Origin of the sequence: Irregularibacter muris, from assembly GCF_024622505.1 — a bacterium.
GTDB lineage: Bacteria > Bacillota > Clostridia > Eubacteriales > Garciellaceae > Irregularibacter > Irregularibacter muris.
On sequence record NZ_JANKAS010000033.1, the window covers coordinates 1 to 1,540 of the forward strand.

A 1,540-nucleotide genomic window follows, 5' to 3' on the forward strand; every position below is an offset into this window, starting at 1 on the left:
TGAGGTGACCCCTTAAAGTTAGACTTTATTAGCGAGACAGTTTCGGCTGCCTCGCTATTTTTATGCAGCCTGAAGACTAAGTCTGTATTGCACTGGACTTAGCCATCCAAGTTTCTCTTTAATTCTCTTTTCGTTATAGTAATTTATGTATCGTTCAATTTCCGACTTCAATTCCTCATAGCTGTAATACACGACACCATAGTAAATCTCTTGTTTAAGCAGTCCAAAGAAGTTTTCCATAACGGAATTATCATGGCAGTTACCTTTTCTAGACATACTTTGAAAAATACGTTCTTCCTTAAGCCGGTTAGAGTATGCTCTCATCTGGTAAGCCCATCCTTGATCTGAATGGAATGTTCGGCGATAAGAACAATCTGAGGTTATTTCAATTGCTTTATCTAGTGCATCCATTACATTCTTGGCCGTAGGATGCTTAGCAATACCATAACTAAGAATTTCACCATTACACATATCCATAAAAGGATCCAAATAAAGCTTGTGCATTGTCATATGGCCTTTTGAATCTACTTCATAGTATTTAAATTCGGTTGTATCAGTTGTAACCTTTTGATGCGGTATATGTGTATTGAATCGCCTACGGATTCTATTAGGTGCCACAATACCAACCTTGCCTTTGTACGAGCTGTATTTACGACTTTTACGTGTAAATGAGGTCACCTGAAGATTGAGTTTTTGCATTATTCGCTGGACTTTTTTCTTGTTAACATGAATTCCCTGATTATTTAATTCGGCTCGCATGCGTCGATATCCATAATCTTTATTATCTTCATGTATTTTTAGGATTTTTTCTTCGAGTTCTTTGTCAGGATTATCTCTATCAAATCTTTTTTGCCAATACATGTAGGTAGCTTTAGGGAAGCCAACTACAGCGAGAATGTCTTTTAATTTGAATTCTCCTCGGAGGCTGTGGACGATTCTCGCTTTTTTTTCAGAAGAGCTTCCTCCTCTAAACGCAGCCTCCTCAGTTCTTTTAAATAAGCATTCTCGATTTTTAGTTTTAAGAGTTCAGCTTCAAGCTGTTTAACATGCTCAGTGCTTGTATCAACAGGAGCTGAATCATCTTGGTGTTGTATATTTACAGCCTTACCTGATGAATTCATTTTAGCCCTTCTTCCACGTTTCTTATCTCTTAAGGCATCAGGACCAGCCGCTCTATAATCATTTACCCACCTGGCGATAAGAGCATTATTATTAATCCCTAGTGAAAGAGCCAGTTCCTGATAAGATACCTCACTTGTTAAATAAGACTCTACCACACCAAGCTTAAATTCAAAAGAATAATTTTCGTTCTTTCTTGAACGTTTTAATCCATCATCACCTAGTTCTTCGTAGTAATGTACCCAATTGAGAACTTGTCTTCTGTTTTTTACTCCATATTTTTCTGCTAAAAAAGTATAACCTCCTTCGCCACGTAAATATGCATCTACAACTTTCTTTTTAAACTCATAACTGTATACAGCCATAAAAATACCGACCTCCAATCGTTAGATTTTTGGTCTAACTTTTGGGGGTCGGTACA

The 1,540-nt window shown here is 37.1% G+C and carries 1 protein-coding gene; it reads right to left on the bottom strand.

Features of this window, described 5'->3' with window-relative positions:
- Window positions 1–60: 60 nt before the first annotated feature.
- A protein-coding gene (locus tag NSA47_RS15275; RefSeq protein ID WP_257533559.1) for an IS3 family transposase occupies window positions 61–1,484 on the bottom strand; the annotation gives its coding sequence in 2 pieces (ribosomal slippage) (window positions 61–995 and window positions 995–1,484; 1,425 coding nt in all).
- Between the last annotated feature and the right edge of the window lie 56 nt (window positions 1,485–1,540).